The following is a 26446-nucleotide window of genomic DNA, read 5'->3' as shown; positions in this document are numbered from 1 at the left end:
CCGGCTCGGGGTATACGTATCTCGTGATGCTGCTCGCGATCATCCTCGTTCTCGGGGCCGCCGAGGGCGCGACCTGCATGCCCTGATCAGAGCCTCGGCCTCCTCGGCCGTGATGTCTCCGATGAGAGCTCGCAGGGTGAGTCCGTCGGAGAGTGCGAGCAGTTCGACGGCGTGTGATCGTGCCTCGGCCTCATCGAGACCGTCAGCTTCCTGGATGTGGCGGGTGCACTCCTCGACACCGACCCGGGTCGCCTCGGCGAGGATCTCGCGTACGGCGGGGTGGGTCATCGCCTTGGCGACGTAGGCGTACCAGACGGTGACGCCGATGCGGCCTGCTTCGGTCGCGGGGATCTGCTGGAGCAGGATGTGCAGGAGGCGGTCCTGCGGCGGCCGCCCTACGGTTGCCTCGTACTCGATGACGGCCCTCTTGACGAGCAGGTCGATTCCGGCGACGACCAGTGCGTCCTTGGTGCCGAAGTAGTGCTGCACGCGACCCATCGAGACCCCGGCCCGGGCGGCGACGGTCCGCAGGCTGACGCCCTCGATCCCCTGCTCGGCGACGATCTGCCAGAGCCCGGCGACGATCTCGAACCGGCGCTGTTCGTGGTCGACGGCTCTTGGCATGGCGCCCAGGTTAGCAATACAGTCGCATCGCAACAGGTTTCAATGCGATCGCATCGTCATCGGGGACGAACATGGACGAGGACAATCAGGATGAGCACATCGAACCGCGCAGGAAGCGCCGGCGCTGGCCGGTCGTGCTCCTCACCGTCATTGCGGTCGTCTCGACCGGGTGCCTGGTGATGGTGCTCGGCACGAGCGGCCCCGGCGTCGGCCACTTCCGCAGCCCTGCCGGGCGCCAGACCTACACCGAGGCGTACGACGCGGCCTTCGCCGCGCTGCCGAAGCCGACCGAGACGCACGACGTGGAGACCACCTTCGGCACGGTCCGTGCGTACGCCTGGGTCAACCCGGACCCGGTCGACGAGATCCCGGTCGTGCTGGTGCCGGGACGGGCCAGCGGCGTACCCATGTGGGGAGAGAACCTGCGCGACTTCGTCGAGCACCGCACCGTGTACGCCTTCGACGCGATCGGCGACAGCGGGCTCTCCGAGCAGACCCTGCCGCTGCGCGGGATGGACGACAACGCCCGTTGGGTCGAGGAGGCGCTGGCAGGTCTCGGACTCGACCGGATCCACCTGGTCGGGCACTCCCAGGGCGGCGGGCTCGCCGCGGCCGTCGCCGTGCGCCACCCGGATCGGCTGGCCAGCCTCACCCTGCTCGAGCCGATCATGACGTTCGGCATGCTGCCGGCCTGGGCGATCGGCTGGTCGGCGGTGGCCGCTCTCCCGTTCCTGCCCGACTCGTGGCGCGACCATGCCCTGAACCGGATCGGAGGCGTCGAGGACGACGAGGTCGACCCGGATGACCCGATGGCTCGGATGATCGCCGCCGGGACAACCCACTTCGACTCCGGCAGCCTGCCGACGCCATCGCGGCTGACCGACGAGCAGATCCGCTCACTGCGGATGCCGGTCTACGTCGCGATCGCGAGCGACAAGTCGCTGGCCGGCGGCGAGGACGCCGCAAAAGAGGGCCGAGCTGCTCCCCCGCGCGACCGTCAAGGTGTGGCCGAAGACCACTCACTCCCTGCCGATGCAGGTGGCGTCCGAGCTCGACGCCGAGCTCGAGAGATTCTGGGCGGGCGTAAGTTGACGGCGAACGCCGTCCTCAAGCCCAGAGACCGACGTACTCGATGACCATCCTGATTCCGCCGTTGAACTCCGTGGTGTTCGTGATCGCGTTGATGACCCGTACGACCCAGAAAACCACCAGCGTGTAGCCGATCCCGAGCGCGACCCCTGCTGCCACGGTGCTCGTTCCAGCCGCCTTCGCCCGGCTCAGACCGAGATGTCCGAGCACCACCGCGCCGGCGATCGGCACGATCGAGGCGATCATGAGCAGCCCGAGGATCAGCCAGACGATCGGGCGGTCCTCCAGGCTGTAGAGGGCGTTGTAATAGCTCCGGCTGACCCCCGGGATACCGACGACCACCCGGACCAAGGCGACGATCGCGAGCGTTCCCGCCCCGAGCCCCAGCCCGGCAAGTCCAAGCCATCCTCCGGTGGTCCGATCATCGGATCCGGGCTCGGGAGCTCCCGGCGCTGTCCACGACGGTTCTGCTGCGGCGCTACTTGGGTTCGACATCCCGCTCTAACCCCTAGCCCAGCCTGCTCGAAAGCCACGAAGCACCAGCCACCGCCGTGCGCTGGCCGTCATCGGCTGGCGATTCCAGCGGGGCACTTGAATCGCCAGACGCCTGACTGGGCTGTGCGTCTGTCACGTTGGTGTTGAAGTCTTTCGCAATCGCCACCGCATCCTCAGCGGGTGTGCCAGTGGCTCCATTGATCGGCCGATAGATGATGCGGATGAAGCGAGTGTCAGTTGCGACCCCGAGAAAGACCTCTGTCGGCGAACCCGAATCGGGCGAGGATGGCGCCGCGATAATGATCCGTCCGTAACCAAGTTCATCGAGACCAGGCGCCTCAGTGGGTTCACCGTCGAAAGTGGCGGCGAACTCGTCAACACGCTTTCGAGACGCTGTGGCGTCGCCGTCCAACTTCGTCGCGTCCGCGGTGATGAAGGTCTTGCCGCTGTCCTTGTCGTAAAGGCGACACTTGGCGGCGTCGGCGCTTACCTGCTCGTCTTGCACCCCGACGTCGATCTTTGGCGCAACTTGCTCGATCACCTCGGCGCCAATCAGTCCACAAAGCATGTCTGAATCCTTTCCGTCACCAGAGTCGCCTGACGAGCTTCCGCACGCCGCGAGCGGAAGTACGAGCAGAACGGCTAGCAGTTGTAGTCGTCTCACTGCTGGATTGCCTCCATGCGTTGGGGGATGGGTTAGCGCAGGTTTCGGGCATACTCGACTGCCTCCTGCAACTTATCGTCATACTGCTGGAGGCCGTCGACGCCTACGTCGAGTGCGTAGAGCTCCTCGTCGCTTCCGTGCCACTTGTTCCAGTCCTCGACGAGCTGTGGGTTGGTCGTACGAAGTTTCTCCAACTCCGAAGAATCGAAGAGCTCAGGACGGAAAACCGGACCGTCAGGGGTGTTGACGACAGCTGCTGAGTTGTTCAAGTAGTCGGGTAGAAGACCGTTACGAAGGTAGGTGTTCATCGCACTTCGTTCCATCAGCAACTCGCCAGCGTTGTCCTGCTTCGCGATCCAAGCGCTCGATGGCGGGTCACCTGCAGCAACAGCGTTCTTGAGCGCGTCGACACCTTCGGATGTAGCCGTGTCGATGGCCGAGCCGACGACATGCTTGGTGGCGCCTTGGAGACTTTCGCCGATCACATCACCCGCACCGGGGATGAAGCCAGATCCGATGCTGATCGCCTTCTGCATGAATTCTGCCTTCGCGGCGGCCTCTTCCTCGCCCTCGAGATCCACCAAGACCGACGACCCAACCGTCTCCGCGAGGACCTCCCCCGTGCGCGTGTTGTGCCCAGAAAGCAAGCCGCCGATCTCACGGTTGACCTCCTGGATGTCTGCCCCCGGGTGCTTCTTCAGGTAATCCTGAATCGCCCCGTCGATTCGGTCGTTCCCCTCGGCGACCATGGCCGCGCCAACCATCTCGGCGCCGGTCTTGTCTTCGCCGCGACCCAGCTCACCGAGCACGACCTTGAAGTCGTCCTCAGAGATTCGCAGTTCGTCCTTGCCGTTGGGCACTTCACCGCTGAGCAGGTCGTAAACGTCGTTGGAGTAGCCGGATGCGATCGCGCCGAGGCTGTCGTTCATCTCAGGCCAGGTATGCCAGCCATCCTCGAACCAACCGTCATCCTTCCCGCTGTTGTCCGCGATGGTCTGCATGACCTCAGAAGCGATCGAGGCGCTGAGTTCAGGATCGATGCTCTTTCCGCCGACGGTCGCCGCTTCCAGCGCGAGACCGAGCCCGTCGCCTTCGTCGCTGCCATTGTCGCTAGCGAAAGTGCGGTCCAGCATGAAGTACTTGAGCCGATCATCACTGTCGCCGTTATCAAGCGTGTCGTCTGCGAAGAAACGTTGGGCCGCTTCAGGCGAATGATTCAAGCCACCCAACAGGTTGGCCATCCCGTCGTCAGCGTGGCCCGAGGTCCACACGTAGGCGCCCCTGCCGCGCGCGGCTGATCCGACCTCCGCGTCGGGATCAAGCAGGCCGGCACTCTTCGGACCCCACACCGGATCCCCGTCGTGATTTCGCTCCCAGTTGTACACGTCATCGGTGAGGTTGTACATGAAGTCCGTCTGGAAGGCTCCCCCGTCCTCGCCCCCCTTCTTGATCATCAGGGTCAGAGCGGATGCGTTCTCGTCATCACCTTCGGTGATCGCCTTGAACCACTCGCCAGCCAAGCCCTTCGGGTCCGGGTGGCCCTGGGTGTAAGTCGCGAGCGCCGAACCGCCGGCGCGGAGGAACTCCGAGTAGACCTTACGGTCCGCCTCGTCGATCTTGCCGTTACTGAACGCCTCGTCGTTCTCATGCTTGATCGCATCGGCCCACTCGTCGGGCGAGACGTTGGTGAAGAGCTCCTTGGTGAACTCGGCGTCCTTCTTGTACGCGCCGAGAAGGGTCGCCGTGTCTCCGCTGACGCCCTTGTTTGTGATGTCGTGCTCGACCCAGTCCTCGATCACACCGCGGCCTGTCGCGCCCATCGCAGCATGCAGATCGACGCCAACTGCCTCGGCGTTCTTGAAGGCGTTGGCGATGCCCTCACGACCCATCTGGCTCATGATCTCGCGCTTGAGTTCGGGCTCGTCCTCGAGCTCATCCATGTACGCGGCATAACGCTGCATCGCAGCCTTGTCGGGCTTGTCGCCATCTTCTTGACCAGAAGCAAGGATCTTGCCGATCTCAGGCGGAATGGCGTCGGCGATCTCGCCATCCCCGCCGTCGTAGCCGCCACTGGTTGCGGTGTTCAGGACCGCCTCCAGCTCGCTCTCGGCCTCAGTGGCGTCGGAAAGCGCCTTGGAGATCGTCTGAGCATAGGAGTCCATCGTGTCCTGGTCCGGGTGACCGACAGGCGTCCCTCGACGGTTCCCGGGAGCCTTCGACTCAGGCGGGGTCGGATCCTCGATCTCGACCTGCGTGCCACCCGGGAACTTCACGGTCCAGCCCTTGGCGATCGCGCCGTCGTAGGCCGTCTTCGCAGACTCCTTCGCGCTGCGGAGCGACGACGCCGCGCTGTCGAGGCCTGCGACGACTGCAGACAAGGGAGCCGCGATGTCGTTGAGGTCCTCCACGAGGCGCTTGTGCCGACTGCGCGCCGCTTCGGAGCTGTTCGGGGTCTGCCAGGAGGCTGGCGGCTTGCCGGCGTCCATCTCGTCCTGCTGGTCGATGAGCTTCTTGCGCAGGTTGTTCAGCTTGTCGGCAGCGCCGCTCAGGCCGTCGGGCTTCCAGCTCTGCAGCTTCTCGTAGGTGACGGTCATCGCGGACCCACCTGCTGATTGATCTTGTTCCCGGTCCGCTGGCTGGTCTCATCGGCGGCAACGATGTGGTCGGCCGCGTTGTTGGTGAGTTCATGGTGACTGTTGGCCGACTTGACCCACGCGTCGAGGTTGGTCTTTAGCTCTGTCTTGAGCTTGTTCGCCGCACCGACGCACGTGCTGTCCGGGAGAGCAGAGGTGATCGCACTGATCGAGTCTGAGAAGTCGATCCCTTTGACATTGTTTGCTGCGGCTTGGATCTTCTGCGCAGACTTCCTGACGTCTGCCTCGATCATCTGCACGTTCATGCGCGGCCCCCAAGACTCTTGGCGATGGTTTCAACCACCTCATACCCCGTTGCGGGGGTTCTAAACATAAAAGTTTCGGGCGCTTCGACGGCGGTCAGCAACCAAGCACCACGCGGCGCACCACGGCTTCACAGCCCACTGAGCAGCATCGTAGCTGCCCGCGTCGGACGCCAACTGGGCAAACGACTTGCTTTTCATCCGCTACTCAGCGCTACTATGTACCGGTAGTTAGCAACACTGAGTAGTGGAAGGAGGTGCCCGATGGGCAAGCAGATGACCGAGATGCTCAAGGGGACGCTGGAGGGGATCGTGTTGGCGTTCCTGACCGGCAACCCGGCGTACGGATACGAGATCACGACCTGGCTGCGGAGCCAGGGGTTCACCGAGATCGCCGAGGGCACGGTCTACGCGCTGCTGGTCCGGATCGAGAAGAACGGACTGGTGGACGTCGAGAAGCGGCCGTCCGAGAAGGGGCCGCCGCGGAAGGTCTACTCGCTCAACGCAGACGGCGAGAAGTACCTCGAAGAGTTCTGGACCACGTGGGGGTTCCTGGCCGAACGGCTGGAGAACCTCCGTACGGAAGGGAAGTAAGGCATGTCGATCCGATCAATGTTCGAGGCCGTCGTCGGCGAGCTCGAGCTGAAGAAGCGCTGGCGGCAGCTCAAGGCCCGCAAGCAGCAGCTTCCTGAGAACCACCGCAAGGCGCACGACGCGGTCGAGCGCTACCTGATGTACTCCGCCGGCATCGCCGACGGCGCGATCGTGACGGCGATGGCCGAGGACCTCCTCGAGCTCTTCGAGCAGGCCGCCGCCGACGGCACCCCGGTCAGCGCGATCGTCGGCGACAACCCGGTCGAGTTCGCCGAGGAGTTCGCCCGGAACTACTCCGAGGGCGCCTGGATCAAGAAGGAGCGCGCCCGGCTCAACGAGGCCATCGACAACATCAACGAGGAGGACGAGTCATGAGCGCGGCAGCTGCCATCTCCGTACGAGGGTTGGAGAAGTCCTACAAGGACAACCAGGTCCTGCGAGGGGTCGACTTCGAGGTGGCGCGGGGCACGATCTTCGCGCTGCTCGGGTCCAACGGGGCCGGAAAGACCACGGCCGTACGCATCCTCTCGACGCTCCTGAAACCTGATGCCGGCGCGGCGCTGGTCGAGGGTGCATCGGTGGTCGACGAGGCGCAGCGGGTTCGGGAGGCGATCTCGCTGACCGGCCAGTTCGCGGCGGTCGACGAGATCCTGACCGGGCGGGAGAACCTGATACTGGTCGCGAAGCTGCGGCATCTCCCCTCCCCCGGCGACGTGGCCGACGGGCTGCTGAAGCGCTTCGACCTGGTCGAGGCGGGCGCCCGGAAGGTCGCGACGTACTCCGGTGGCATGCGGCGGCGGCTGGACATCGCCATGTCGCTGATCGGCTCGCCGTCGGTGATCTTCCTCGACGAGCCGACCACCGGGCTGGACCCGGAGGCACGCCTGGAGGTGTGGCGGGTCGTACGCGAGCTGACCGCTCAGGGCACGACCGTCCTGCTCACCACGCAGTATCTGGAGGAGGCCGAGCAGCTCGCCGACCGGATCGCCATCCTGCACGGCGGGACGATCATCGCCAACGGCACGCTCGCCGAACTCAAGGCGCTGCTGCCGCCGGCGAAGGTCGAGTACGTCGAGAAGCAACCGTCGCTGGAAGAAATTTTTCTTTCACTCACCGGCTCCACCAAGGGAGGACAGTCATGACCAAGCACGCTTTCGCCGACGCCGGCACCCTGCTGGGCCGCTCGCTGCGGCACATCACCCGCAGCCCGGACACGATCATCACCACCGCACTCACGCCGATCGCGATGATGCTGCTCTTCGTCTACGTGCTGGGCGGCGCGATCCGGACCGGCACCGACAACTACGTCAACTATGTGCTCCCCGGGATCATGGTCATGGCGATCGCCTCGGGCATCGCGTACACCGCGCTTCGGCTCTTCACCGACATGCAGAGCGGGATCTTCGAGCGGTTCCAGTCGATGCCGATCGCCCGCTCGGCGGTGCTCTGGGCGCATGTCGGGACCTCGATGGTGGCCAACATGCTGACCATGGTGATCATCCTCGGCGTCGCGTTCCTGATGGGGTTCCGCACCTCGGCGGACCTGGGCGCCTGGCTCGCGGTGGCCGGGATCCTGGCGCTGCTCACCCTGGCGCTGACCTGGCTCGCGGTCATCCCCGGACTGGCGGCACAGACCATGGAGGGGGCCACCGGGTTCTCCTACCCGCTGATCTTCCTGCCGTTCATCAGCTCGGCGTTCGCGCCGACGGAGACGATGCCCGGTCCGGTGCGCGCCTTCGCCGAGAACCAGCCGGTCACCTCGATCGTCAACAGCATCCAGGCGCTCTTCGCGGGACAGCCGGTCGGTGACGACATCTGGGTCGCGCTGGCCTGGTGCGTGGGCATCCTGGTCGTCTCCTACGCCGCCGCCATGGCTGTCTACCGGCGCAAGATCAGTTGAGCCCAGCCACAAGATGCACCACAAGTACGGCGAAGAGCCGATCTACCCCTTCCGGTGGTAGGTCGGCTGCTCGCCGTCCCTGAGGTTGCCGCGGTAGAAGCCGGTCCGCAGCTCGTAGGTGTATTCGTCGAGCTCGGGCATGCCGACGCTCGCGGCGTACGCGATCTCGGCCTCCGCGTCATAGGGGACCCGGACCCACTGGATGCCGAACGGCGCCTCCTGGTCGCTGTCCATCACGCCCTCGAGGATGACGTAGACCGGGGTCGGGTCGCTCATGCAGTTGCCAACGCTGCCGGTGTTGAAGACGGTGCGCCGGTGCCGGTCGGTCTCGTAGTAGGGATCATGGGTGTCGGCGTAGCCGACGATGTCGGGCTCCGGCCGGTCGAAGCCGGTGGCCTCGGTGTTCCGGAACAGGCCCAGGAACTCCTCCTCGTCATGGTCGAACCTGACCCGGCGGTGGACCGTCTCCTCGGAGGCGTGGAAGAGTCTGATCCGACGGCCGCTCATCGTGAAGTCGTAGGAGAACGGGAGCGTACGCAGCCACTCGGCCTGCTCCCATGCCTGCAGCCGCCACCACATCAGCCCCACCGACTCGCGGCCGAAGTCGGGCTCGGGGGTGAGCAGGAAGTCCTCCCAGTTGCCGAGGATGTTGACCTCGCACCGCTCTCGGCAGATCTCGGCTACTTCTCGACCTCTCGGGCCCTTGCCGACGTAGTCGCCCAGGTTGAAGATCCTGGTGATTCCTCGTGCTTCGATGTCGGCGAGGACGGCTTCCAGGGCGGTGAGGTTGCCGTGTACGTCCGAGATCAGCGCGATACGCTCTGGGGTCATGGGTCGCAGGCTATGCGATGGCTGGGAGACTGGCCCGGTGAGGATTCTGGTGACGGGCGGGGTGCGGTCCGGGAAGTCGCGGCATGCTGAGTCGCTGCTCGCCGCCGCGCCTTCGGTGGCGTACGTCGCGCCGGGGCCGACGGTCGAGGAGGAGCCGGATCCTGACTGGGCTGCGCGGCTGGCGTCGCATCGGGCTCGGCGGCCGGAGGGGTGGCGTACGGTCGAGTCGCGGGATCTCGCGGGGGCGCTGGCCGAGGGGTTGACCAACGGCGACGCGGTGATGGTGGACTGCTTGGGCACCTGGCTCACGGCTGTCATGGATTCCCACCAGCTGTGGGAGGCCACGTCGGAGGAGGCGACCGCGGCGGTCTCGGCGCTGGCCGAGGATGCGGCTGCCTTGCTGGAGCAGCAGAACGGCGATGTCGTGCTGGTGACGAATGAGGTCGGGCTCGGGGTCGTACCGGCCCATCGCTCGGGCCGCCTCTTCCGCGACCTGCTCGGGCTGGTCAACCAGCGGTTGGCCGCGGCGTGCGACGAGGTGCATCTCGTCATCGCCGGACGGGTCCTGAAGCTCTAGCCGGTGCTCAGGCTGACCAGGATGGTCGCTAACGCCGCCTCGACGGCCGCACCGAAGACGTCGCCGGTCACTCCCCCGAACCGTTTGACGGCTCGGACCAGGATCAGCGCGACGACCAGCGCCGCGAGCACGGCGGCCGATGTGCCTCGCCACCAGCCGATGCCGGCCCACCACGCGGCCGCGGCCAGCGCGGCGCCCGATGCCAGCCACACAACGGCGGCGAGGAGCGGCGAGACGGTCTGGGTGAACGTGCGCCCGAGGCCGTCCTGGCGGGCGGGCCGCACGCCGCGTACGCAGCACAGCGACAGCGCCGCGCGCGACGTACAGACCGCAACGAGGGCGAGAAGAGCCAGGCGTACGTCGCCTTCACCTCCCAGCACGGAGGCCAGCGCCGCCACCTGGAGACCGAGGACCAGGACGATCGCGGTGACACCGGCGGGGCCCGAGGTGCCGGTCTTCATGACCGCCAGCGAGCGCTCGCGGTCGTAGGACGCCGCCATGCCGTCGACCGTGTCGGCGAGACCGTCGAGGTGGAGGGCCCGGTTGCCTACGACCACAACGCCGATCGCAAGCAGGGCGGTGACCAGGTGCGGTAGCCCGGTGAGCTGCCCCAGGAGTGCGATAGCGGCGGCCCCCAGTGCGAGCGGCAACACCGCCAGCGGCGCGACGGCCATCGCCACCGCGGCGCGACGGCGATCGACGTGCTCGGGAGGAGGCACGGGCATCGCGGTCAGCGTGCCGACCGCGAGACGCCAGGCGTCCCGCACGAGCATCAGGCAGGGTCTCCCGGCGCTAGCTCGGAGAGCAGGGCGACGTCGCGCAGCAGGGCGACTGCGCTGCGGACGACCGGCACGGCGGCGACGGCGCCGGAGCCTTCGCCGAGGCGCAGGTCGAGGTCGAGCAGCGGCTCGAGGCCGAGCTTCTCCAGGGCCATCGACTGGGCAGGCTCGGTGGAGCGGTGGCCGGCGGCGTACCAGGTCGCGGCGCCGGGCTCGATCCGGTCGGCGGTGAGGGCACAGGCGACGCTCATCAGGCCGTCGAGAAGGACAGGGGTGCCGCTGCGGGCGGCCTCGAGGAGGTAGCCGGTCGTCGCGGCCAGGTCGGCGCTGCCGAGTGCGGCGAGGGTCTCGACCGGGTCGCCGGCGCGCTCACCGGCGCGCTCCAGGGCCGCGGTGATGACGTCGGTCTTGGTCCGCAGCGCCTCGTCGCCGATGCCGGTCCCACGACCGGTGACCTCGCTCGCGGGCAGCCCGAGCCCGGCGGCCACCATCGCGGCCGCGGGGGTGGTGTTGCCGATGCCCATGTCGCCGCTGATCAGCAGCTGCGCACCGGCGGCGATCTCCTCGCGCGCCACCGCGGCGCCGGCCTCCAGCGCGGCCGTGGTCTCCTCGGCGGTGAGTGCGTCCTCGAGATGGATCGCGCCGCTCCCCCGCCGGATCTTGTGCTGGGTCAGCGCCTCCCGGGTCGTCGCGTCGAGGTCCGGGAACTCCTCGTCGACGCCGAGGTCGAGCACCCGGACCTGGACACCGTGCGCCTTCGCGAGCGCGCTGACTCCGGCCCGGCCGCCCAGGAACGTACGCACCATCGCGCCTGTGATCGCCGGCGGGAACGCCGAGACCCCGTGCTGAGCGACGCCGTGGTCGCCGGCGAAGATCACCAGTCGTACGTTCTCGACCGGCCGCGGCGGCACCTCGCCCTGGCACGCGGCCACCCAGACCGCCAGCTCGCCCAGGCGGCCCAGGGCCCCCGGCGGCGTCGCCAATGCTCCGAGGCGCTCAGCGGCAGCGCGGCGTACATCGTCGTCAGGGGTCTGGATCGTCACCAGCGCAAGGTACCCCACCCGCCGAGAAGGTCGTGATGGCGGCCGAGAAGTGAGTTGTGGGCGACGAGTGTCTACTTTCGTCGCCCACAACTGCAGTCTCGGCCGCCACAGGTGCAGATTCGGCGGGGCGGCTACGGGAGGGCGCGGGAGACGCCTTGGGCGGCGACCTTGAGCGCGGAGACGAGGCGGAGGCGGTTGCGGCGGAGGTCGGAGACGACGATGCCGAGGGAGCCGACGACGCCGGAGCCGGTGGTGATCGGGACCGCGACCGAGCAGGCGCCGAGGGTCATCTCCTCGGCGGTGGTCGCATAGCCCTCGGTGATCACCCGGTCGAGCTGGCGCCGCAGCAGGCCGGGGGTGGTGATGGTGTGGCGGGTGAACGGCTTGAGCGGGCCGGCCAGCACCTGGTTGCGTACGTCCTCGGGCGCGTGGGCCAGGAGCACCTTGCCGACGCCGGTGGAGTACATCGGCAGGCGCGAGCCGACCGAGGAGACGATGGGTACGTTGCGGGTGCCGCGGAGCGTCTCGAGGTAGAGCACGTGGTCGTCCTCGCGAACGGCCAAGTGGACCGTCTCCAGGGTCGCGCCGTAGAGGTCGTGGAGGAACGGGGAGGCGACCGAGCGCAGGTCCGTGGCCACCGGCGCGAGCAGGCCGGCGTCCCACAGCCGGCGGCCGACGGCGTACGTCCCGTCCTCCTCCCGCACCAACGCACCCCACTCGACCAGCTCGGCGACCAGGCGGTGGGCGGTCGGGAGGGAGAGGTCCGCGCGGTCGGCGAGCTCGCTCAGCGTGAGCCGGCGATGGCCGGCGTCGAAGGCGCCGATGAGACCGAGCACTCGGGAGGCGACGGTCCGGCCCCCGCTGCCTCCTGCCATCTCGACCCAACCTTTCGCTCAGCGGAAGTCCCTGCTTTCATCGTACGCCTCCGCCACCTAGCGTTCGGAGCGTGACAGCGCCCACCAAGAAACCACCAGTCGAGACTCAGGCCGACCTCTCGGCCGAGATCGAGAAGCTCGAGGCCGACTCCGCGGGCCAGAACGTACGTCAGCCGCTGCTGGACTACCCGCCCTACCGGTCCAGCATCCTGCGCCACCCGACCAAGGACCCGCGCCATGCCGACCCCGAGACCATCGAGCTGTGGGCGCCGTGCTTCGGGAACTCCGACGTGGACCCGCTCGAGGCCGACCTGACCATCGCCGGCAGCAACGAGCCGATCGGCGAGCGGATCACGGTCAGCGGCCGGGTGACCGACGGCGAGGGGCGGCCCGTGCGCAACCAGCTCGTCGAGATCTGGCAGGCCAACTCCGCCGGGCGCTACATCCACAAGCGCGAGCAGCACCCGGCGCCGCTCGATCCCAACTTCACCGGCGTCGGCCGCTGCATCACCGACTCCGAGGGGCGCTACCGGTTCCAGACGATCAAGCCCGGCCCCTACCCGTGGGGCAACCACATCAACGCCTGGCGGCCGGCGCACATCCACTTCTCGCTCTTCGGCCGCGCGTTCACGCAACGGCTGATCACGCAGATGTACTTCCCCAGCGACCCGCTCTTCGCGCTCGACCCGATCTATCAGTCGATCACGGACCAGAAGGCTCGTGACGCCCTGGTGGCGACGTACGACCACGACCTCTCCACCCCCGAGTACTCGATGGGCTACCACTGGGACATCGTCCTGACCGGCCCGAGCCGCACCTGGACCGAGCCCGAGGAGGGCGACCTGTGAGCACCCCCGACCGCCCGACTCCGGGGCAGACGATCGGCCCGTTCTTCGGCTACGCGCTCCCCTACGAGGGCGACGCCGACCTGGTCCCGCCCGGCAGCCCCGGCTCGATCCGACTGCACGGCAAGGTCTACGACGGCGCCGGCAACCCGATCCCCGACGCCCTTCTCGAGATCTGGCAGACCGACGCCGAGGGCAACGTCCCGCAGGCCGAGGGGTCGCTGCATCGCGACGGCTGGACCTTCACCGGCTGGGGCCGCGCCGACACCGACCTGAACGGCCACTACACGTTCTCGACGGTGCTCCCCGGGGCGTCCGAGGACGGCGCGGCGCCGTTCTTCGCGCTCACCGTCTTCGCCCGCGGTCTGCTCGACAAGCTGCACACCCGGATCTACCTGCCCGAGCACCCCGCCAACGCCGGCGACCCCCTGCTGGTGTCGCTGTCCGAGGACGAGCGTGCGACGCTGGTGGCAACCGCGGACGCAACCGGTTTGCGATTCGACATCCACCTCCAGAGCGACCGCGAGACCACCTTTCTCACCTACCGCTGAGGAGTCGAATGTCGCTGCTGTGGCCAGGCGAGGAGCGCGCCGGGGACCTCTTCTCCGAAGCCGCCTACCTCGCCGCGATGGTACGGGTCGAGGACGCCTGGCTGGCCGCCGTCGCTTCCTCCGGGATCGCCCCGGAGGAAGCACGTACGCCGCTGGCCGGCTTGGTCTCCCCGGACGACGTCCCAGCGCTCGCCGAGGGTGCTGAGGCCGGGGGCAACCCGGTCATCGGGCTGGTGAAGCTGCTGCGTGACCGGCTCGACGGTGAGGCCGCCCGGTGGCTCCACAAGGGGCTGACCAGCCAGGACGTGGTCGACACCGCGCTGGTTCTCTGCCTCGCCGACGTACTCGACCGGGTCGAGGACGAGCTCGCCGCGCAGGCCGCGTCGCTGGTCGGTCTCGCCCGGGACCACCGCGCGACGGTGATGGCGGGTCGCACCCTGACCCAGCACGCGGTGCCGATCACCTTCGGGCTCAAGGCCGCGACCTGGCTGTCCGGCCTGAGCGATGCCGCCGAGGCGCTCCACCGGACGCGTACGTCGCTGCCCGCCCAGATCGGGGGCGCGGCCGGCACCCTGGCGGCAGTCGTCGGCCTGGCCCGGCTCCGCGGTCTCGGCGATCCCGTGGCCGCCGCCCAGGAGGCAGCCACGACCGCGGCGACCACGCTCGGGCTGACCCCGCGAACCCCCTGGCACACCAACCGCGCCCCGCTGACGGCGGCCGCCGACGCGCTGGTCACCGCGGCCGACACCTGGGGCCGGATCGCCACCGACGTCACCCTGCTGACCCGCCCGGAGATCGGCGAGCTCACCGAGCCGGCCGGCGAGGGGCGGGGCGGTTCCTCGACCATGCCGCACAAGTCCAACCCGGTGCTCTCGGTCCTCATCCGTCGCCACGCGCTCGCCGCTCCCCCGCTGGCCGCGACGCTCCACACCGCCGCGGCGACGTACGTCGACGAGCGTCCCGACGGCGCCTGGCACGTCGAGTGGGAGACCTTGGCGACCCTCGCCCGCCGCAGCGTCGTCGCGGCCTCGCAGACCGCCGAGCTTCTCGCCGGGCTCCGCGTCGACGCGGCCCGGATGCGCGCCACGGCCGAAGCCGCGGGCGCGGACCTGCTGGCCGAGCAGCGGTCGCTGACCGGGTTCGTGGGTGGCGACATCCTCGCCGGGACCGAGGCCGCCGCCGGGCTCCATGACTATCTCGGCGCCACCGACGCCCTCATCGACACCACCGTCGCCCGCGCCCACGAAATCTGGAAGGACCTACCATGACGCCGAGGATCACCCCTGTCGAACTGGCCGGAGGCCCGAGCAAGCCGCTCCTGGTCGTCGGCCCGTCCCTCGGCACCTCGGTGACCGCGCTCTGGGCCGCCACCGCGGAACTGCTCGCGGACAGCTTCCACGTCATCGGCTGGGAGCTCCCGGGCCACGGCCACGGTGCCCCCACCACCGAAGCGTTCTCCATGGCCGACCTCGCCGCGGGCGTGCTCGCCTGCGTCGACCGGGTCCTCACCGACCGCGGCGAGCGCCACGGCACCTTCGCCTACGCCGGCGACTCGGTCGGCGGGGCCGTCGGCCTCCAGCTCCTGCTCGACGCACCCAACCGGGTGAGCGCCGCGGTGCTCACCAACACCGGCGCCAAGATCGGCGAGCCCGAGGGCTGGAACGACCGCGCGGCGACGGTCCGCAAGGCCGGCACCGCCTCACAGATCGCCGGCTCCACCCAGCGCTGGTTCGCCCCCGGCTTCCTCGAGCGCGAGCCCGCCCGGGGCGGCGCCCTGCTCCACTCGCTGCGCGACGCCGACGCGGAGAGCTATGCGCTGGTCTGTGATGCGCTGGCGGCGTACGACGTCCGCGGCCGGCTCGCCGAGGTCGCCGCCCCGGTCCTGGCGATCGCGGGTGTCGACGACGCCCCGACCCCGCCGGCCTCGCTCGAGGAGATCGCCGTCGGGGTGCGAAACGGGCGCCTCGTCACCCTCGACGCCGTCGGCCACCTCGCTCCTGCCGAGGCACCCCACGCCGTCTCCAGCCTGGTCACCTCCCACGTGACGGCCTCGGACCAGGCCTACGCGGCCGGGATGAACGTACGCCGCCAGGTGCTCGGCGACGCCCATGTCGACCGGGCCACCGCCGCGATCACCGACGTCAACCGCGACTACCAGGACCTGATCACGCGCTACGCCTGGGGCACGATCTGGACCCGCCCCGGCCTCGCCCGCCGGGACCGCTCGATCGGCGTGCTCACCGCCCTGGTCGCCGGGCGTCACTTCGAGGAGCTCGAGTTCCACCTCCGCGCCGCGCTCACCAACGGGCTGACCCGCGAGGAGATCATCGAGGTGCTCCTGCAGACCTCGATCTACGTCGGCGTACCCGCTGCCAACACCGCCTTCGCCGTCGCCAACCGGGTCCTGAACGAGTAATCATCCCCGCCGTCGACCAGCGGAGCGGAGAGACACACCGGCCGACTACGCGGCGTACAACCTCAACTACGTCGGGGGTGACATCTCCACCGGCGCGAATGCCCTCCGCCAGGTCGTCGTCCGGCCCACCGTCGCCGGCTACGACATGTCCGGCTACACGCCGCCCACCGAGCCCGGTGCCACCTGGCCGCCACGGGAAACCAGGTGCCGGCGACGTACGTCCTGGCTAACGTCGCACCCATGCCGCAAGCCCGTCTGCGCACCGAGCGCCTCGACCTGGTCCCGTTGTCCGAGGAGCATCTGCCGTTCCTGGTCGACCTCAACTCCGACCCGGTGGTGCTCCGCCACCTGTTCACCCGCGCGCTCCGGCCGGAAGAGACCGAGGAGCGGATGCACAAGTGGATCCGGGTGGCGAAGGAGACGGAGGCGCTGGGCAAGTGGATCGGGTTCTCGGCCGGCGAGCCCGTCGGCCTCTACATGTTCGAGCCGCCCGACAACCCGCCGCGCACCGATGCGGCCGAGCTCGGCTACCGGCTCCCGCAGCGCCACTGGCGCAAGGGGTTCGCGAAGGAAGGATCGCTCGAGCTGCTCCGCCACGGGTTCGAGGACCTCGGGATCGATCGGGTGATCGCACAGACGATGGCCGTCAACGAGGCCTCCCGCGCGACCATGGTCTCTGTCGGGATGAGCTTCGTGCGCGGCTTCCAGCAGGACTGGGACGAGCCGCTCGCCGGTCACACCGACGGCGAGGTCGAGTATGAGATCACCCGCGAGGCCTGGGTCGCGTCGAGCTTCCGCCCTCGGGGTCGCGAGCTCACGTAACCTGTTGGGCCTGCCGGAACATGAGCGGCGTGCCGTGCGCGACGTCGCCAGGGATGAACAGCTCTCCGCCCGCGGCGCGCCGGGTGGGGATGCCCCGGCTGCTCAGCAGCAGCTCCGTGGCCCGCAGGTCAGCGACGTCGACGGTGTAGGCACCCAGAGCCGGCGTATCCAGAGCTCGCTCGCCCGGGAGTCGGGCGGAGAAGGCAGACGGCGTGGTGATCGTGAGCCGGCTGCCGCCGAGGTCGAACCCGCTGGTGTCGGCGTCGTGCTGGGCGCGCAGTCCGAGGAGTCGCTCGTAGCGATGGACGACCGGTCCCCGATCACCATCGTCGACGGTGAGGACGCACTCGGACAGGGCTAGCGCCCCGTTGGGATGGTCGAGGTCGGTCTGGGCGTCCAGAGCGGCCGGCGGGGCGTCCTGGACGATGCCGACGCGACCTTCGGAAGGCATGCGGGGCATCGCGGCCGGCGCGTCGGCGTGAACTTCGACATGCATGATCGCCTCCAGCCGGGTGCCACCTGCGGTCGTGACGGGCCGCTGCATCGCGCGGGCACCCGCGTGAGCGACATCTGCGCCGTCCAGTCGGGCGACGGTCTGCTCGATCGCGGAGCTGGTGAACACGAGGATGTGGGCGCCTTCGAAGCGGTCGAGCCGTTCGACCACCCCGTCCACGGTTCGGCGTATCGCGGTCCGGGCTGCGGAGAGCTGGTCGTCGGGCACCTCGAGCACGGTGAGTGTGGCATCGGCGGGGAGGAGCCTGCGATCGTCAGGGACCGGAGCGAGCAGCTCGATGAAGCTGCGGGTGAAGTCGGCGTGGGTGTTTCCGGCTCCGAGCGGCTCGGGTTCGGCGCCTGGGGCCGGCGGCAGAGCCGGATAGGCCGGCGGGCGGATGTGGAAACCGAGATGGCGGAACGTCGCGATCGCCGCATTCAGGTCACGGACGACCATGCCGACGTGGTGGAGTCCGGAGATGTCGCTGCAAGTCATGGGTTGCCCTTCAGTCGGCTGCGGTGCCGTACGCGATATGACGGAACGCCTCGCGCAGCCGCTCGAAGGCGTCGATGACCTTCGGCGCGGCGGCGGCGTACCGATCAATCGTCGGCGGCCTGGTCGGCTCGAACGAACGACGGATGACCTCGGCGAGACGATCCGCCTGGTACTCGACGGAGAGTCTGGCCCCGCAGTCACTCAGGAATGGTGCAGCGGAGAAGAAGCCGTAGGCGATCGCCTGCGTCGCATAATCGACGTCACCCGGGTCCAGCCCCGGCCGTAGGAGTCGCTCGCCGCCGAGGGCGAGAATGTGGTCGCGCGCAGCCTGGCGCTTGACCGTGGCCAACTCGGTCCGGGCGGGATGACCGGACAGCGCGGTGAGCTCGGTTGGGTCGGCGATGAAGATCGACCTCAGGATCGGGCGATGCATCGCCTCGACGAAGTGTCTCCGCAGGTAGCGGTGCAGGGCGCCTTCGGTTGGGTCTGCGCGAACGGCGGCGATGACGGTCTCCAGCATGGCAACGGCCTCACGGGCAGCGACGGCCAGCAGCAGATGCTCGCGGTCGTCCCAGTGCAGGTAGACGGTGCCTTTGCCGACGCCGGCGCGCCGGGCAACCTCTCCGATGCGCACCGCACGCGGTCCGCTCCCCTCCACGACCTCGGCCGCCGCGTCCAGGAGCGCGTCAGCACGCTCGTGCAGGTCAGCACGTTGTGTTCGAGCCATGATCGCCTCCATCCAGCATCCGCGCGACTCGTGACTATATGAATCGTATGGTCACGAGTTTAACCATACCGTCTCCTCGCTCGCCTAATCCCGCGATGATGAGTCGGCAGTCGGGTGCCCGCTACAGCCGAGACTCACGTAGGCTGCGAGCACGCTCGTGGCGCAGGAACCCGGTGAGAGTCCGGGGCGGTTCCGCCACTGTGACGTCCGTACAGCTGCTGGGCACGGACACAGCCAGACACTGGCCGCGGGCTATCCGACCGATCGACGGGGCGAGAACCCCTAGGAGGACCTCGGCATGGCCGACTCTGCACGCGTACGCATCGCCCTTCTGTCCACCTCGGACACCGACCTGCTCTCGGCCCGTGCCAGCGGCGCCGACTACGCCTGGGCGAACCCGTCGCGGGCCACCGACCTCGAGCAGGTCGTCGCCGATGCCGACCTGGTCGTCTTCCGGCTCCTCGGCTCGCCCACCGATCTCTGGGACGGCCTGAGCGCGGTCAAGGAGCGGGGCACCCCCGTCGTCGTCCTCGGCGGCGAGCAGCAGCCGAGTGCCGAGCTGATGGAGCACTCCACCGTCCCGATGGGCGTCGCCGCCGAGGCCCACCGCTATCTCGCCGAGGGTGGTCCGGCCAACCTCGCTCAGCTGCACGCGTTCCTCTCCGACACGGTCCTGCTGACCGGCTTCGGGTTCGAGCCGCCAGCGACCGTCCCGGCCTGGGGCTTCGCGGAGCGTCCCTCGCCTGCCGACGACACCCTTCCCCGCATCGGCGTGCTCTACTACCGCGCCCACGAGACCAGCGGGAACACCGCGTTCGCCCATGCACTGGCCGACGCCATCGACGCGACCGGCGCGGCCACCGGCGTACCCGTCTTCGCGGGCTCGCTGCGCTCGGCCCCCGACGACCTCTACGAGGCGCTCGGCACCCTCGACGCCCTGATCGTCACCGTGCTCGCGGCCGGTGGCTCCGTGCCCGCCTCGGCGAGCGCCGGCGGCGAGGACGAGGCCTGGGACGTGGAGCGGATGGCGGCGCTGGACATCCCGGTGCTCCAGGGGCTGTGCCTGACCAGCTCGCGTGCGGACTGGGAGGCCTCCGACGACGGCGTCACACCGCTCGACTCGGCCAACCAGATCGCGATCCCCGAGTTCGACGGTCGGATCATCACCGCCCCGTTCTCCTTCAAGGAGCTCGACGAGCAGGGTCTCCCCCACTACGTCGCCGACCCGGAGCGCACCGCGCGGGTCGCCCGGATCGCGGTCAACCACGCCCGCCTGCGGCACACGCCCAACCCGGACAAGCGCCTCGCGCTGGTGCTCTCCGCCTACCCGACCAAGCATGCTCGCATCGGCAACGCGGTCGGCCTGGACACCCCGGTCTCCGCGATCCGGATGCTGCGCCGCCTGCGCGAGGAGGGCTACGACCTGGGCCAGGACAACGAGGTCGTACGCATCCTCGACTCCGTCGCCGCCGAGGAGGGCGACACCGCCGCCGGCGACGCGCTGATCCACGCGCTGATCGCGGCCGGCGGCCAGGACGAGGAGTGGCTGACCAACGCCCAGCTCACCGACGCCCATGTCCGCATCTCCAAGGCCGACTACGACCGGTGGACCGCGGATCTCCCCGCTGACCTGCGCGAACAGATGGTCGAGACCTGGGGGCCGACCCCGGGCAAGCTCTTCGTCAACGACAACGACGAGCTCGTGCTGGCCACGCTGCAGGCCGGCAACATCGTCATCCTGATCCAGCCGCCGCGCGGGTTCGGCGAGAACCCGGTCGCGATCTACCACGACCCCGACCTGCCGCCGTCGCACCACTACCTCGGTGCCTATCGCTGGCTCGAGCACGGCTTCGGGGCCGACGCCGTCGTACACCTCGGCAAGCACGGCTCGATGGAGTGGCTGCCCGGCAAGAACGCCGCGCTCTCGGCCTCCTGCGGCCCGGATGCGGCCATCGGCAACATGCCGCTGATCTACCCGTTCCTGGTCAACGACCCGGGCGAGGGCGCCCAGGCGAAGCGCCGGGCGCACGCCACGATCATCGACCACCTGGTGCCGCCGATGGCGCGTGCGGAGTCCTACGGCGACATCGCGCGCCTGGAGTCGCTGATGGAGGAGTACGACCGGATCTCCTCCATGGACCCGGCCAAGCTGCCCGCCATCCGCGGCGAGATCTGGCAGCTGATGAAGGCCGCCGAGCTCCACCGCGACCTCGGCATGGAGGAGCGGCCCGAGGACGACGACTTCGACGACTTCATGCTCCACATCGACGGCTGGCTCTGCGAGATCAAGGACGCCCAGATCCGCGACGGGCTGCACGTGCTCGGTGCCGCGCCGGAGGGTGAGGCACGCGTCAACCTGGTGCTCTCGATCCTGCGCGCCGCGCAGGTGTGGGGCGGCGTCGGCGGTGCCGTGCCCGGGCTGCGGGCGGCGCTCGGGCTCAAGGAGGGCGCCGACACCCGGGCCGTCGACGAGATCGAGACCCAGGCGAAGGATCTGGTGCAGCGGATGGATGCGGCCGGCTGGGACCCGGCGGTCGCCGAGACGCTCCACGACGACCCGGCCGTGCGGCAGGTGCTCGTCTTCGCCGCCGAGCAGGTGGTGCCGCGGCTGAACGGGACGACCGACGAGCTGTCCGCGGTCCTGCACGCGCTGGACGGTGGCTTCGTCCCCGCGGGGCCGTCGGGCTCGCCGTTGCGGGGGCTCGTCAACGTACTTCCGACCGGGCGCAACTTCTACACCGTCGACCCGCGCGCGGTGCCGTCGCGGCTGGCCTGGCAGACCGGGCAGGCGATGGCCGACTCGCTGCTGCAGCGCTACCTGGACGAGACCGGCGACTACCCGACATCGGTCGGGCTCTCCGTCTGGGGCACCTCCGCGATGCGTACGTCCGGAGACGATGTCGCCGAGGTGCTCGCGCTGCTCGGGGTGCGGCCGGAATGGGACGAGGCCTCCCGCCGGATCACCCACCTCGACGTCATCTCGCTCGAGGAGCTGGGCCGACCCCGGATCGACGTGACCGTACGCATCTCCGGGTTCTTCCGCGACGCGTTCCCGCACGTGGTCTCGATGCTCGACGACGCGGTCCGGATGGTGGCCGACCTCGACGAGCCGGACACCGACAACTTCGTCCGCGCGCACACCCTCGAGGACCTCGCCGACCACGGCGACCAGCGCCGCGCGACGTCCCGGATCTTCGGCTCCAAGCCCGGCTCGTACGGCGCCGGGATCCTGCAGGTGATCGAGGCCGGCAACTGGCGCTCCGACCAGGACCTGGCCGACGTCTACGCGGCGTGGGGCGGCTTCGCCTACGGACGCGACCTCGACGGCGCCCCGGCAGCCGACGACATGCGCGCCAACTACCGCCGGATCAAGGTCGCCGCCAAGAACGTCGACTCCGCCGAGCACGACATCGCCGACTCCGACGACTACTTCCAGTACCACGGCGGCATGGTCGCGACCGTCCGCGCGCTGACCGGCAGCGATCCGAAGGCGTACGTCGGCGACTCCACCTCCCCCGACGCCATCAAGACCCGCACGCTGCAGGAGGAGACCAACCGCGTCTTCCGGGCCCGGGTGGTCAACCCGCGCTGGATCTCGGCGATGCAGCGCCACGGCTACAAGGGCGCCTTCGAGTTGGCCGCGACCGTCGACTACCTCTTCGGCTTCGACGCGACCGCCGGCGTGGTACAGGACTGGATGTACGAGAAGCTCGCCCGTGAGTACGTCCTGGACGAGACCAACCAGGAGTTCATGCGATCCTCGAACCCGTGGGCGCTGCGCGGCATCGTCGAGCGGCTGCACGAGGCTGCCGAGCGCGGGCTGTGGGAGTCGCCCGACCCCGAGCTCGTCGCGGCGATGCAGGAGATCTATCTCGACATCGAAGGTGACCTGGAGGAGGAATGAGTTCTTCTGGCAAGCGTCGCATCAAGATCATCGGGGTCGGCCCCGGTGACCCCGACCAGGTCACCCTCGAGGCCGTGGCGGCGATGCGGTCGGTCGACTACTTCCTGGTCACCGACAAGTCGGGCACGGTCAAGCAGGGCATGCCCGACCCGCTGGTCCGGGCCCGCGAAGAGCTGCTCGACCGCCACCTCTCCGCTCCCGCGCGGGTCGTCAAGGTCGACGACGCGCCTCGCGAGCGGCGTGAGGAGTTCACCGGGACCGACGCGGAGTACCGGGCCGCCGTCGCCGCCTGGCACCGGGCCCGGGTCGAGCGGTACCTCGCCGTGCTCGCCGAGCACCCCGGCGACGTCGGCTTCCTGGTCTGGGGCGACCCCGCCTTCTACGACTCCACGATCCGCGTCGTCGACCAGATCTCCGAGCAGCTCGACATCGAGGTCGATGTCATCCCCGGGATCTCCTCGGTACAGCTGCTCGCCGCGCGGCACCGGCTCGTCCTCCACGACGTCGGGCGGCCGCTCTACGTCACCACCGGCCGCGCCGTGCTCGAGGCTGTCGAGGCCGGGCACGACAACCTCGTGGTGATGCTCAACCGGGTCGTCGACCTCCCTGGGCTCGAGGACTGGCGGATCTGGTGGGGCGGCAACCTCGGCACGCGTGAGGAGGAGCTGGTCGCGGGCACGGTCGGCGAGGTTCTGCCGGCGATCGAGTCCGCTCGAGCACGGTTGCGCGAGACGTCCGGCTGGGTGATGGACATCTATCTGTTGCGAGCCCCGCGCCGATGAGCGGGCTGCTGGTCGCCGGCACCACCTCGGACGCGGGCAAGTCGGTCGTGACGACCGGGCTGTGCCGGGCGTTCGCCCGACGCGGCGTCAAGGTGGCGCCCTACAAAGCCCAGAACATGTCCAACAACTCGATGGTCTGCGAGACGCCGGACGGGACAACGGCCGAGATCGGCCGGGCCCAGTGGGTACAGGCCCTGGCGGCGCGGGTCACCCCCGAGCCGGCGATGAACCCGGTGCTGCTCAAGCCCGGCTCCGACCACCGCAGCCACGTGGTCCTGATGGGGCATCCCGCGGGCGAGGTCTCCTCCCACGACTGGGAGGCGGGGCGCCGGCATCTCGCGACCGCGGCCCATGCGGCGTACGACGATCTCGCCTCGCGTTTCGAGGTCATCGTCGCCGAAGGCGCGGGCAGCCCGGCAGAGATCAACCTGCGGGCCGGGGACTACGTCAACATGGGGCTGGCCCGGCACGCCGGGCTGCCGACCGTCGTCGTGGGCGACATCGACCGGGGCGGGGTGTTCGCGGCGATGTACGGCACCCTGGCGCTCCTCGAGCCCGGGGACCAGGCCCTGATCAGCGGTTTTGTGGTCAACAAGTTCCGCGGTGATCTCGGCTTGTTGAGGCCCGGGCTCGACTCGCTGGAGTCGCTCACTCAGCGCCCGGTCTTCGGCGTGCTCCCCTGGGAGCCGTCGCTGTGGCTCGACTCCGAGGACGCGCTCGACCTCGAGGGGCGCCGTTCGGCGGCAGGCACGACCCGCAAGGTCGCGGTCGTACGCCTCCCCCGCATCTCCAACTTCACCGACGTCGACGCGCTCGGGCTGGAGCCGGACCTCGACGTCGTCTTCGCCTCCTCGCCGGCCGATGTCGCCGATGCCGATCTGGTCGTCCTGCCCGGCACCCGGTCCACGATCAGCGACCTGGCCTGGCTCCGCGCACGCGGCCTCGACGTGGCCCTGACCGAGCACGTACGCCGCGGCCGCCCGCTCCTCGGGATCTGCGGCGGCTTCCAGATGCTCGGCGGCGTGATCGCGGATCCCGACGGTGTCGAGGGCTCGGTCGCCGAGGTCGAGGGGCTGGGCCTGCTCGACGTACGCACCGACTTCACCCCCGCCAAGAATCTCCGCCTGCCCACCGGGTCGGCGCTCGGGGTCGAGGCGAGCGGCTACGAGATCCACCACGGCCGGATCACCCGCGGCGACGGAGTCACCGAGTTCCTCGGCGGCGCCCGCTCCGGCAACGTCTTCGGCACGATGTGGCACGGCAGCCTGGAGGGCGACGCGCTGCGCGGCGCCTTCCTCGCGGCGACACTCGGCCGCGAGCCGTCCACGGTCTCCTTCCCGGCCGCCCGCGAGCGCCGCCTGGACCTGATCGGCGATCTCGTCGAGGAGCACCTCGACGTCGACGCCCTGCTCGACCTCGCCCTCGCTGGTCGAGCCGACGTCGTGAGGAACGAACGACGTCGCGTCGAGACCAACACGTTCCCCTCGAGCGCGATGGCTGACCGTGTTGGTCTCGACACGCCTCCGCCTAGCGGCTCCGGCGGCTCGACCAGCGGGGAGCGAGGCTCGACCAGCGGGGGCGACGGCTCGACCAGCGGGGGCGACGGATCGACCAGCGGAGGAGCCCAACGATGAGGCTGTTGATCCTGGGCGGGACCGGGGAGGCGCGGGACCTGGCGGCGCGGCTGGTCGACGACGGGGTCGACGTCACCTCCTCGCTGGCCGGACGGGTGGCACGGCCGCGGCTTCCGGTCGGCGCGGTGCGGATCGGTGGGTTCGGTGGGGTCGAGGGGCTGCGGACGGCTCTCGCGGAGTACGACGCGGTCGTGGACGCGACGCATCCGTTCGCCCGCGGGATGTCGGCCAACGCGGCCGAGGCCTGCGAGCTGACCGGCCATCCGCTGCTCCGTCTGGAGCGGCCGGGCTGGACACCCGACCCGTCCTGGGTCTACGCCGACGGCCACGACCAGGCCGCGGATCTCGCCGCTGGCCTCGGCGCCCGACCGTTCATCACGGTCGGCCGCCAAGAGCTCGGCCGCTTCGTACCCGCACTGGCCGGGCGTGCGGCGCTAGCACGCGTGGTCGACCGGCCCGAGCTCGACCTGCCCGAGCCATGGACGCTGCTGACCAGTCGCGGACCGTACGACCTCGAGGGTGAGCTCGCGTTGATGCGGGAGCACCGCACCGACGTACTCATCACCAAGGACTCCGGCGGCACCTACACCCGGCCGAAGATGGATGCGGCGGCCGAGCTGGGCGTGAAGGTGGTCGTCGTCCGTCGGCCGGGCGGGCCCGGCGAGGTCCAGACGGTCAACGATGTCGCCGACGCGGTCACCTGGGTCAAGGGGCTCCGGTGAGCGTCCGCGTCCTCGTCGGGATGTCGGTGACCGATGTCGACCGGCGCCGGGAGCTGCTCGGCTGGGCCGGTGAGCTCGGCGCGAGCCTCGCGTTCCTGCAGATGGGCGGTCCCTCGCTCTCCGCCGAGCTGACCAGGCTCGCCGACTCCGGAGCGACAACCGTCACGCTGGCCGGCGTCAGCCTCGGCCCGCTCGCCCCCGGCCACTCCTGGCTGCGCCGGATCGCGGCCCACTGGTGGCGTGAGCGCCCCGGGGATCGCCCCGAGATCCAGATCGCGACCCGCCTGGCGACCACCCGCGACGACTTCCCCGACGCGCTCGCCGAGACCCGGCCGGTCACCGGCACCGAGCCCGGGCTGACCTCGCCCGCCTGGGAGCGAGTCCCCGACCACGTACGTCAGGTCCTGATCTGCCGCGGCCCCCGCTGCACCGCGAAGGGCTCGGAGGAGACCGCGAGAGCGGTGATCCTGGGCGCGATGGAGGCCGGTCTCGGCGACGACGATCTGCTGATCACCCACACCGGGTGCCAGTTCCCGTGCAACCAGGCGCCGGTGCTCAGCGTCCAGCCCGACGATGTCTGGTACGGCAACGTGGAAGCGGCCGCCGCCCGGGTGATCGTGCGTGATCACCTGGCCGACGACCGCCCCGTGGAGGCCTACCGCCTCCCCCGCTGCTGAACCTTCTCGTG

27 protein-coding genes and 1 riboswitch are annotated in these 26446 nt (G+C 69.5%); of the genes, 16 read left to right on the top strand and 11 right to left on the bottom strand.

All coding sequences use genetic code 11. The annotated features are described in order from the left end of the window. Positions 1-39 precede the first annotated feature (39 nt). Entirely contained in the window at positions 40-624 is a 585-nt protein-coding gene (locus ACIO3S_RS16605; RefSeq protein ID WP_400465673.1) for a TetR/AcrR family transcriptional regulator, read from the bottom strand. A gap of 71 nt (positions 625-695) precedes the next feature. Between ACIO3S_RS16605 and ACIO3S_RS16600 the strand changes: the two genes are divergently transcribed. Then, positions 696-1760, top strand: a complete 1065-nt coding sequence (locus tag ACIO3S_RS16600) for an alpha/beta fold hydrolase (RefSeq protein ID WP_400465670.1) — start codon at positions 696-698, stop codon at positions 1758-1760. Here the strand turns inward: ACIO3S_RS16600 and ACIO3S_RS16595 are convergent. The 4 genes from ACIO3S_RS16595 to ACIO3S_RS16580 all read right to left on the bottom strand — a co-directional run bounded on the left by ACIO3S_RS16595 (position 1732) and on the right by ACIO3S_RS16580 (position 5771). Further along, positions 1732-2208: a hypothetical protein gene (locus ACIO3S_RS16595; protein WP_400465667.1), complete on the bottom strand. Its 477-nt coding sequence runs from the start codon at positions 2206-2208 to the stop codon at positions 1732-1734. The two genes, ACIO3S_RS16600 and ACIO3S_RS16595, sit on opposite strands and share 29 nt — an antisense overlap. A 13-nt stretch (positions 2209-2221) precedes the next feature. Then, on the bottom strand, positions 2222-2776 hold the full coding sequence (locus ACIO3S_RS16590; RefSeq protein WP_400465665.1) for a hypothetical protein: 555 nt from the start codon (positions 2774-2776) through the stop codon (positions 2222-2224). 128 nt (positions 2777-2904) lie between these two features. After that, complete coding sequence (locus ACIO3S_RS16585; protein WP_400465662.1) at positions 2905-5466, bottom strand: hypothetical protein; 2562 nt, start codon at positions 5464-5466, stop codon at positions 2905-2907. Continuing rightward, positions 5463-5771 carry a hypothetical protein gene (locus ACIO3S_RS16580; RefSeq protein ID WP_400465660.1) on the bottom strand — a complete coding sequence of 103 codons (309 nt, stop codon included), beginning with the start codon at positions 5769-5771 and terminating at the stop codon, positions 5463-5465. Before ACIO3S_RS16580 ends, ACIO3S_RS16585 begins: the two co-directional genes overlap by 4 nt. 261 nt (positions 5772-6032) lie before the next feature. On the opposite strand from ACIO3S_RS16580, the gene ACIO3S_RS16575 reads away from it, so the two are divergent. Genes ACIO3S_RS16575 through ACIO3S_RS16560 form a run of 4 tightly spaced genes read left to right on the top strand, consistent with a single transcriptional unit; the run spans position 6033 to position 8262 of the window. Next, positions 6033-6362, top strand: coding sequence for a PadR family transcriptional regulator (locus ACIO3S_RS16575; protein ID WP_160028116.1), 330 nt, complete (start codon positions 6033-6035; stop codon positions 6360-6362). Positions 6363-6365: 3 nt separating this feature from the next. Then, on the top strand, positions 6366-6737 hold the full coding sequence (locus ACIO3S_RS16570; RefSeq protein WP_400465657.1) for a DUF1048 domain-containing protein: 372 nt from the start codon (positions 6366-6368) through the stop codon (positions 6735-6737). Then, entirely contained in the window at positions 6734-7504 is a 771-nt protein-coding gene (locus tag ACIO3S_RS16565) for an ABC transporter ATP-binding protein (protein WP_400465654.1), read from the top strand. Before ACIO3S_RS16570 ends, ACIO3S_RS16565 begins: the two co-directional genes overlap by 4 nt. Further along, on the top strand, positions 7501-8262 hold the full coding sequence (locus ACIO3S_RS16560) for an ABC transporter permease (protein WP_400465651.1): 762 nt from the start codon (positions 7501-7503) through the stop codon (positions 8260-8262). Before ACIO3S_RS16565 ends, ACIO3S_RS16560 begins: the two co-directional genes overlap by 4 nt. Positions 8263-8304: 42 nt before the next feature. Here the strand turns inward: ACIO3S_RS16560 and ACIO3S_RS16555 are convergent, their stop codons facing one another. Next, positions 8305-9093, bottom strand: a complete 789-nt coding sequence (locus ACIO3S_RS16555; protein ID WP_400465648.1) for a metallophosphoesterase family protein — start codon at positions 9091-9093, stop codon at positions 8305-8307. Positions 9094-9130: 37 nt separating this feature from the next. Between ACIO3S_RS16555 and cobU the strand changes: the two genes are divergently transcribed. Next, on the top strand, positions 9131-9670 hold the full coding sequence (gene cobU, locus ACIO3S_RS16550) for a bifunctional adenosylcobinamide kinase/adenosylcobinamide-phosphate guanylyltransferase (RefSeq protein ID WP_400465645.1): 540 nt from the start codon (positions 9131-9133) through the stop codon (positions 9668-9670). On the opposite strand, the gene ACIO3S_RS16545 is transcribed toward cobU, so the two are convergent. From ACIO3S_RS16545 to ACIO3S_RS16535, 3 genes are all read right to left on the bottom strand, one after another. Then, the gene (locus ACIO3S_RS16545; protein ID WP_400465643.1) at positions 9667-10443 is read right to left on the bottom strand and encodes an adenosylcobinamide-GDP ribazoletransferase; all 777 of its coding nucleotides are present in this window, start codon (positions 10441-10443) and stop codon (positions 9667-9669) included. The two genes, cobU and ACIO3S_RS16545, sit on opposite strands and share 4 nt — an antisense overlap. Then, positions 10443-11492 (bottom strand): nicotinate-nucleotide--dimethylbenzimidazole phosphoribosyltransferase, encoded by a 1050-nt coding sequence (gene cobT, locus ACIO3S_RS16540; RefSeq protein ID WP_400465640.1) that lies wholly within the window; start codon positions 11490-11492, stop codon positions 10443-10445. Before cobT ends, ACIO3S_RS16545 begins: the two co-directional genes overlap by 1 nt. 131 nt (positions 11493-11623) lie before the next feature. Then, positions 11624-12367: an IclR family transcriptional regulator gene (locus ACIO3S_RS16535; RefSeq protein ID WP_400465638.1), complete on the bottom strand. Its 744-nt coding sequence runs from the start codon at positions 12365-12367 to the stop codon at positions 11624-11626. Between the two features lie 71 nt (positions 12368-12438). On the opposite strand from ACIO3S_RS16535, the gene pcaH reads away from it, so the two are divergent. The 5 genes from pcaH (at position 12439) to ACIO3S_RS16510 (ending at position 17001) form a co-directional block, all read left to right on the top strand. Continuing rightward, positions 12439-13215, top strand: coding sequence for a protocatechuate 3,4-dioxygenase subunit beta (gene pcaH, locus ACIO3S_RS16530; RefSeq protein ID WP_400465635.1), 777 nt, complete (start codon positions 12439-12441; stop codon positions 13213-13215). Further along, a complete protein-coding gene (gene pcaG / locus ACIO3S_RS16525) occupies positions 13212-13763 on the top strand; it encodes a protocatechuate 3,4-dioxygenase subunit alpha (RefSeq protein ID WP_400465633.1) in 552 nt (183 codons plus the stop codon). Before pcaH ends, pcaG begins: the two co-directional genes overlap by 4 nt. 8 nt (positions 13764-13771) lie before the next feature. Further along, positions 13772-15031: a lyase family protein gene (locus ACIO3S_RS16520; RefSeq protein ID WP_400465630.1), complete on the top strand. Its 1260-nt coding sequence runs from the start codon at positions 13772-13774 to the stop codon at positions 15029-15031. Next, positions 15028-16179 (top strand): alpha/beta fold hydrolase, encoded by a 1152-nt coding sequence (locus ACIO3S_RS16515; RefSeq protein WP_400465627.1) that lies wholly within the window; start codon positions 15028-15030, stop codon positions 16177-16179. Before ACIO3S_RS16520 ends, ACIO3S_RS16515 begins: the two co-directional genes overlap by 4 nt. Positions 16180-16419: 240 nt before the next feature. Further along, on the top strand, positions 16420-17001 hold the full coding sequence (locus ACIO3S_RS16510; RefSeq protein ID WP_400465624.1) for a GNAT family N-acetyltransferase: 582 nt from the start codon (positions 16420-16422) through the stop codon (positions 16999-17001). On the opposite strand, the gene ACIO3S_RS16505 is transcribed toward ACIO3S_RS16510, so the two are convergent. Together ACIO3S_RS16505 and ACIO3S_RS16500 are read right to left on the bottom strand one after the other, a co-directional pair. Continuing rightward, positions 16994-17989 carry a VOC family protein gene (locus tag ACIO3S_RS16505; protein ID WP_400465621.1) on the bottom strand — a complete coding sequence of 332 codons (996 nt, stop codon included), beginning with the start codon at positions 17987-17989 and terminating at the stop codon, positions 16994-16996. The two genes, ACIO3S_RS16510 and ACIO3S_RS16505, sit on opposite strands and share 8 nt — an antisense overlap. A 10-nt stretch (positions 17990-17999) precedes the next feature. Beyond that, on the bottom strand, positions 18000-18716 hold the full coding sequence (locus ACIO3S_RS16500; RefSeq protein ID WP_400465619.1) for a TetR/AcrR family transcriptional regulator: 717 nt from the start codon (positions 18714-18716) through the stop codon (positions 18000-18002). Positions 18717-18839: 123 nt separating this feature from the next. Next, positions 18840-18981, top strand: a riboswitch (cobalamin riboswitch). Positions 18982-19014: 33 nt separating this feature from the next. On the opposite strand from ACIO3S_RS16500, the gene ACIO3S_RS16495 reads away from it, so the two are divergent. From ACIO3S_RS16495 to ACIO3S_RS16475, 5 genes are read left to right on the top strand one after another with little or no spacing between them, the layout of a single operon-like run. Next, positions 19015-22620 carry a cobaltochelatase subunit CobN gene (locus tag ACIO3S_RS16495; RefSeq protein ID WP_400465616.1) on the top strand — a complete coding sequence of 1202 codons (3606 nt, stop codon included), beginning with the start codon at positions 19015-19017 and terminating at the stop codon, positions 22618-22620. Further along, positions 22617-23402, top strand: a complete 786-nt coding sequence (gene cobF / locus ACIO3S_RS16490) for a precorrin-6A synthase (deacetylating) (protein WP_400465613.1) — start codon at positions 22617-22619, stop codon at positions 23400-23402. Before ACIO3S_RS16495 ends, cobF begins: the two co-directional genes overlap by 4 nt. Then, on the top strand, positions 23399-25036 hold the full coding sequence (locus ACIO3S_RS16485; protein WP_400465610.1) for a cobyric acid synthase: 1638 nt from the start codon (positions 23399-23401) through the stop codon (positions 25034-25036). Before cobF ends, ACIO3S_RS16485 begins: the two co-directional genes overlap by 4 nt. After that, positions 25033-25758, top strand: a complete 726-nt coding sequence (locus ACIO3S_RS16480; protein ID WP_400465607.1) for a cobalt-precorrin-6A reductase — start codon at positions 25033-25035, stop codon at positions 25756-25758. The genes ACIO3S_RS16485 and ACIO3S_RS16480 overlap by 4 nt, the downstream gene beginning before the upstream one ends. Continuing rightward, positions 25755-26435 carry a (2Fe-2S) ferredoxin domain-containing protein gene (locus ACIO3S_RS16475; protein ID WP_400465605.1) on the top strand — a complete coding sequence of 227 codons (681 nt, stop codon included), beginning with the start codon at positions 25755-25757 and terminating at the stop codon, positions 26433-26435. The genes ACIO3S_RS16480 and ACIO3S_RS16475 overlap by 4 nt, the downstream gene beginning before the upstream one ends. Positions 26436-26446 lie beyond the last annotated feature (11 nt).

The sequence above is a fragment of the Nocardioides sp. NPDC087217 genome (genome assembly GCF_044744805.1).
Classification (GTDB): domain Bacteria; phylum Actinomycetota; class Actinomycetes; order Propionibacteriales; family Nocardioidaceae; genus Nocardioides.
Note: the sequence above shows the minus strand (reverse complement) of the source record. Positions and strands in the feature narration are given on the sequence as shown.

Coding starts and splice junctions, on each gene's coding strand:
- ACIO3S_RS16605 (WP_400465673.1), bottom strand. CDS start 624: ATGCCAAGAGCCGTCGACCACGAACAGCGCCGGTTCGAGATCGTCGCC.
- ACIO3S_RS16600 (WP_400465670.1), top strand. CDS start 696: ATGGACGAGGACAATCAGGATGAGCACATCGAACCGCGCAGGAAGCGC.
- ACIO3S_RS16595 (WP_400465667.1), bottom strand. CDS start 2,208: ATGTCGAACCCAAGTAGCGCCGCAGCAGAACCGTCGTGGACAGCGCCG.
- ACIO3S_RS16590 (WP_400465665.1), bottom strand. CDS start 2,776: ATGCTTTGTGGACTGATTGGCGCCGAGGTGATCGAGCAAGTTGCGCCA.
- ACIO3S_RS16585 (WP_400465662.1), bottom strand. CDS start 5,466: ATGACCGTCACCTACGAGAAGCTGCAGAGCTGGAAGCCCGACGGCCTG.
- ACIO3S_RS16580 (WP_400465660.1), bottom strand. CDS start 5,771: ATGAACGTGCAGATGATCGAGGCAGACGTCAGGAAGTCTGCGCAGAAG.
- ACIO3S_RS16575 (WP_160028116.1), top strand. CDS start 6,033: ATGGGCAAGCAGATGACCGAGATGCTCAAGGGGACGCTGGAGGGGATC.
- ACIO3S_RS16570 (WP_400465657.1), top strand. CDS start 6,366: ATGTCGATCCGATCAATGTTCGAGGCCGTCGTCGGCGAGCTCGAGCTG.
- ACIO3S_RS16565 (WP_400465654.1), top strand. CDS start 6,734: ATGAGCGCGGCAGCTGCCATCTCCGTACGAGGGTTGGAGAAGTCCTAC.
- ACIO3S_RS16560 (WP_400465651.1), top strand. CDS start 7,501: ATGACCAAGCACGCTTTCGCCGACGCCGGCACCCTGCTGGGCCGCTCG.
- ACIO3S_RS16555 (WP_400465648.1), bottom strand. CDS start 9,093: ATGACCCCAGAGCGTATCGCGCTGATCTCGGACGTACACGGCAACCTC.
- ACIO3S_RS16545 (WP_400465643.1), bottom strand. CDS start 10,443: ATGCTCGTGCGGGACGCCTGGCGTCTCGCGGTCGGCACGCTGACCGCG.
- ACIO3S_RS16535 (WP_400465638.1), bottom strand. CDS start 12,367: ATGGCAGGAGGCAGCGGGGGCCGGACCGTCGCCTCCCGAGTGCTCGGT.
- ACIO3S_RS16520 (WP_400465630.1), top strand. CDS start 13,772: ATGTCGCTGCTGTGGCCAGGCGAGGAGCGCGCCGGGGACCTCTTCTCC.
- ACIO3S_RS16515 (WP_400465627.1), top strand. CDS start 15,028: ATGACGCCGAGGATCACCCCTGTCGAACTGGCCGGAGGCCCGAGCAAG.
- ACIO3S_RS16510 (WP_400465624.1), top strand. CDS start 16,420: ATGCCGCAAGCCCGTCTGCGCACCGAGCGCCTCGACCTGGTCCCGTTG.
- ACIO3S_RS16505 (WP_400465621.1), bottom strand. CDS start 17,989: ATGACTTGCAGCGACATCTCCGGACTCCACCACGTCGGCATGGTCGTC.
- ACIO3S_RS16500 (WP_400465619.1), bottom strand. CDS start 18,716: ATGGCTCGAACACAACGTGCTGACCTGCACGAGCGTGCTGACGCGCTC.
- ACIO3S_RS16495 (WP_400465616.1), top strand. CDS start 19,015: ATGGCCGACTCTGCACGCGTACGCATCGCCCTTCTGTCCACCTCGGAC.
- cobF (WP_400465613.1), top strand. CDS start 22,617: ATGAGTTCTTCTGGCAAGCGTCGCATCAAGATCATCGGGGTCGGCCCC.
- ACIO3S_RS16485 (WP_400465610.1), top strand. CDS start 23,399: ATGAGCGGGCTGCTGGTCGCCGGCACCACCTCGGACGCGGGCAAGTCG.
- ACIO3S_RS16480 (WP_400465607.1), top strand. CDS start 25,033: ATGAGGCTGTTGATCCTGGGCGGGACCGGGGAGGCGCGGGACCTGGCG.